This window comes from Nocardiopsis listeri (assembly GCF_020741345.1).
GTDB lineage: Bacteria > Actinomycetota > Actinomycetes > Streptosporangiales > Streptosporangiaceae > Nocardiopsis > Nocardiopsis listeri_A.
Genome location: NZ_DYZD01000129.1, coordinates 1 through 3,771, shown reverse-complemented (window position 1 = coordinate 3,771; position 3,771 = coordinate 1). Strand labels below are relative to the sequence as shown.

The window sequence follows — 3,771 nt, the reverse complement described above, 5'->3', positions numbered from 1 at the left end:
CGTCCACCTGGGACAGAACTCGGTGGTCGCCGCCGGCACGGTGGTGCGCCCCGGCACCTACCCCGACCACGCCGTCATCGCCGGTATCCCCGGGAAGGTCGTGCGCGGTCACGACCCCGAACTGGGCTGGGACCCGCCGCTGCGCAGCACCGGGACCCCCACCCGGGTGCCCACTCCGGTCACCGGTCTGCCGCCCGAGGCACCCGCCGAGCCGCCGGAACCGGGCTCTCCCACCCGTTTTCCGCCGGCCTGATCTCCCCGCTCGTCCGGAGTGTGAGACCTCCCAGCTGACAGCGGGTCCCGTGTGGACCTTGGGCACTATTGTTGGCCCCATGAAGTTCGACGGGTTTGAAACGCTGGCCATCCACGCGGGGCAGGAGCCGGACGCCGGCACCGGCGCCGTGGTGGTGCCGATCTACCAGACGAGTACCTACGCCCAGGACGGCGTCGGCGGGATGCGGCAGGGATACGAGTACTCCCGCACCGCCAACCCCACGCGCACCGCGCTGGAGGAGTGCCTCGCCGCACTGGAGGCCGGATCGCGCGGGCTCGCCTTCGCCTCCGGCATGGCCGCCGAGGACACCCTGCTGCGCACGGTCCTGTCTCCGGGCGACCACATCATCATCCCCGGTGACGCCTACGGGGGCACCTTCCGCCTGATCTCCAAGGTGATCGAGCGCTGGGGAGTCAGCTGGGACGCGGTCGATCAGACCGACATCGACGCGGTGCGGGACGCCATGCGCCCCAACACCAAGGTCGTGTGGACCGAGACGCCCACCAACCCGCTGTTGGGCATCACCGACATCGAGACGGTCGCCCAGATCGCGCACGACGGTGGCGCGCTGTACGTCGTGGACAACACGTTCGCCTCGCCCTACCTGCAGCGGCCGCTCACGCTGGGCGCGGACGTGGTCGTGCACTCCACCACCAAGTACGTCGGTGGTCACTCCGACGTGGTCGGTGGAGCGCTGGTCGTGGCAGACGCCGAGTTGGGCGAGCGGCTGGCTTTCCACCAGAACACCATGGGAGCTATTCCGGGCCCCTTCGACTCCTGGCTGACGCTGCGCGGTGCCAAGACCCTCGGGGTGCGGATGGACCGTCACAGCGAGAACGCCGAGCGCGTCGTGGCGGCCCTGGAGGGCCACTCCGCGGTACGACGTGTGTACTACCCGGGGCTGGAGTCTCACCCGGGGCACAAGATCGCCGAGCGGCAGATGCGTTCCTTCGGTGGGATGGTCTCCTTCGCTCTGCGCGATGGGGAGAAGGCGGCACTGGAGCTGTGTGAGCGGACCAGGATCTTCACGCTCGGGGAGTCCCTGGGCGGGGTCGAGTCCCTCATCGAGCACCCGGGGCGGATGACCCACGCCTCGACGGCCGGTTCACCGCTGGAGGTCCCGGCGGACCTGGTGCGGATCTCCGTGGGCATCGAGTCCGGGGATGACCTGGTCGCCGATCTGTTGCAGGCGCTGGAGGGCTGATCCCTCTCGGGGCCCGCGCGGCGCTGCCGCGCGGGTTCCCCGGCGTCGTCGCCGGGCCCGTCGCGGCGTGCTTGGTCTTGCGGTCGTCACTTCGACCCACGTGGTCGGGGCGGGTCGTGAGCGCGGTCGTGGGGGATGGCTCCGAGTCGGAGTCCTACGGGCGTCGTGGCCCTTGGGCGGTCACCGCCGGGATCCCTCCCCTCAGGCCGCGGTGGGCGTGCGTCCCTGGGAGGAAAGGGGAGCGGTGTCGGTCTCGTCCTCGTCGTCGCGGAAGTGCAGGCCGCAGACGAAACGGCTGGTGTGGGACAGGGCGCTGTCGTTGTCGTCGTCTCGCAGCGAGCGGTAGCTGCCCCGGCTGTCCTGGCGGCGGATGCCGATGGAGATGGCCAGGAAGAAGCCGACCGCGAGGCCGAGGAGGATCAGGCCGACGAGGGTCAAAGCGATGAACGTGGTCTCCATTGCGGTTCTCCTAAGGGGTGGAGAGTCTTCTGCTATCCGGTCGGCCCCCCTGTGAACCGAGGGGGCGTTGGCTGTGATCTCAAGGTGTGAAGGCTTTCCCTCTTGCTGTTCGGCGCTGTCGTTCCGTGCGGGAGCGGTGGGGAGTGCGGTGTCCCCGGGTTTCTCGGTCGAGTGACCGAGGAGGGGATCCACTGTGTACTCCGGGTGGCCTTCAACTAATATGGGCTCAACGGAACCGGTTGAACCTGTTCGGTTGGTGTAGCTCTCAGCTTGTTGGTACAGGTTGAGTTGTTGGTCTTTTACCCCTATGAGGGCGGACTTATGCGGGCAGAAAGCCGATATCGACAGATCGCTCGAACTCTGCGCAGGGAGATCCAGGAGGGAAGCCTCCCGCAGGGTGGTCAACTGCCCTCCGAGAAGCAGATGGAGGAGCGCTTCGAGGCCTCCCGCAACACCATTCGTCTGGCCCTGGGCATGCTGCGCAACCAGGGCCTCATCGTGAGCAGGCCCGGACGCGGCCATTACGTGCAGGACGTGGTCCCCGAGATCTTCTACGCCACGCGAAGCCGTGGCGGCCCCGGCGGGTTCAACGAGCCCAACCTCGCCGGGCTGACCCTGGAGGAGCTCCAACTCCTCAGCGCCAACTCCGACATCGCCCCCCGGCTGCGCGTCCCGGAGGGCACCATGACGGTCGTCCGACGCCTGCACCGTTTCGCCGGCGACCGATCCGGCTCCGTCAGCTCCGCGTTCTACCCGATGGACCTCGTCGAGGGCACCCCGCTCATGCTGCCCGAGGACGTGGAGAGCGCTCTGGAGGTCCTCATGGAACACGGTCACCGCCAGGTCGGCTACGTGGACGAACTGGAGACCCGGATGCCCACGCCCCAGGAGGCGAGCCAACTGGAGCTCACCCCCGGGGTGCCGGTCCTGGAGGTCCACCGCACCGACTACTCCGAGGACCGTCCCATCCGGTTGGTGCACACTGTGTACGCGGGCAACAGCATCCGCTACCAGTACGAGCACGGTGACCTCAACGCCTACCACCGGGACTGATGCATCGCATGAGCACGCCGAAGAAGACGCTGGTCGCCGACCATCTGCGCGATGCCCTCGCCAGAGGCGACTACGAGCCGGGCGAACGACTACCCGGCGAGGAGGACCTGGCCGACGACCTCGGGGTCTCCCGAGCCACGGCGCGCCTGGGCATGCGCATCCTCCAGGACGAGGGGCGCATCGACATCGTCCCCGGCCGCGGGGCCTTCGTCGCCGACCACCAGCCGTTCCTCCACCTGGCCACCCCGGTCTCCGGCGGCAGCGACTCCGAGCGCTTCCAGGCCGGCTACCAGCCCCGCCTGCTACAGGCCGGTTACCACGACATCGACGAGAAGATCAAGGTCAGCCTGGACACCATGCGGCCCAAGGTGGCCAAACGGCTGCGACACGAGACCGACGACCGTGCACAGCACGGCGGCCTCGTCGTGATCCGTTCCTCCGACCGCTTCGTCGACGGAAGTCTCTGGCAGTCCCAGATCACCTACTTCCCGTTCGCGATCGCCTCCGGAACCGCGCTGATGTCCCCCGAACCCTTGGAGGGCGGAGTGGCGGCCGTCATGCGCGACCTGGGTCTCCACGAGGGTTGGAACTGGGACATAGTGGGCGCGCGCATGCCCTCACCGGACGAGGCCGAGGCCTTCGGGCTGGGCCCCGGCATCCCACTGCTGGTGCAGGAGCGGTCCGCCTACGACGGGGACCGGCCGCTGCGCTTCACCGAGACGCTCATGCCGGCCAACCGCCACCAACTGCTGTACTCGGGCGGCGACGCGCCCGAGGAACT

General features: G+C 68.6%; 4 protein-coding genes and 1 pseudogene. 4 read left to right on the top strand and 1 reads right to left on the bottom strand.

What is annotated here, in order from left to right; translation table 11 throughout:
- Together K8V84_RS07615 and K8V84_RS07610 are read left to right on the top strand one after the other, a co-directional pair.
- Nucleotides 1–253, top strand: a pseudogene (locus tag K8V84_RS07615) (acyltransferase); the annotation flags it as partial.
- Between the two features lie 79 nt (nt 254–332).
- A complete protein-coding gene (locus K8V84_RS07610) occupies nt 333–1,478 on the top strand; it encodes a cystathionine gamma-synthase (protein ID WP_304072271.1) in 1,146 nt (381 codons plus the stop codon).
- 201 nt (nt 1,479–1,679) lie between these two features.
- On the opposite strand, the gene K8V84_RS07605 is transcribed toward K8V84_RS07610, so the two are convergent.
- Entirely contained in the window at nt 1,680–1,937 is a 258-nt protein-coding gene (locus tag K8V84_RS07605) for a hypothetical protein (protein ID WP_304072268.1), read from the bottom strand.
- Between the two features lie 321 nt (nt 1,938–2,258).
- On the opposite strand from K8V84_RS07605, the gene K8V84_RS07600 reads away from it, so the two are divergent.
- Together K8V84_RS07600 and K8V84_RS07595 are read left to right on the top strand one after the other, a co-directional pair.
- A complete protein-coding gene (locus K8V84_RS07600) occupies nt 2,259–2,990 on the top strand; it encodes a GntR family transcriptional regulator (RefSeq protein WP_304072265.1) in 732 nt (243 codons plus the stop codon).
- Between the two features lie 8 nt (nt 2,991–2,998).
- Nucleotides 2,999–3,771, top strand: a 773-nt coding sequence (locus K8V84_RS07595) for a GntR family transcriptional regulator (protein ID WP_304072262.1), incomplete at its 3' end; no start/stop codon positions are given.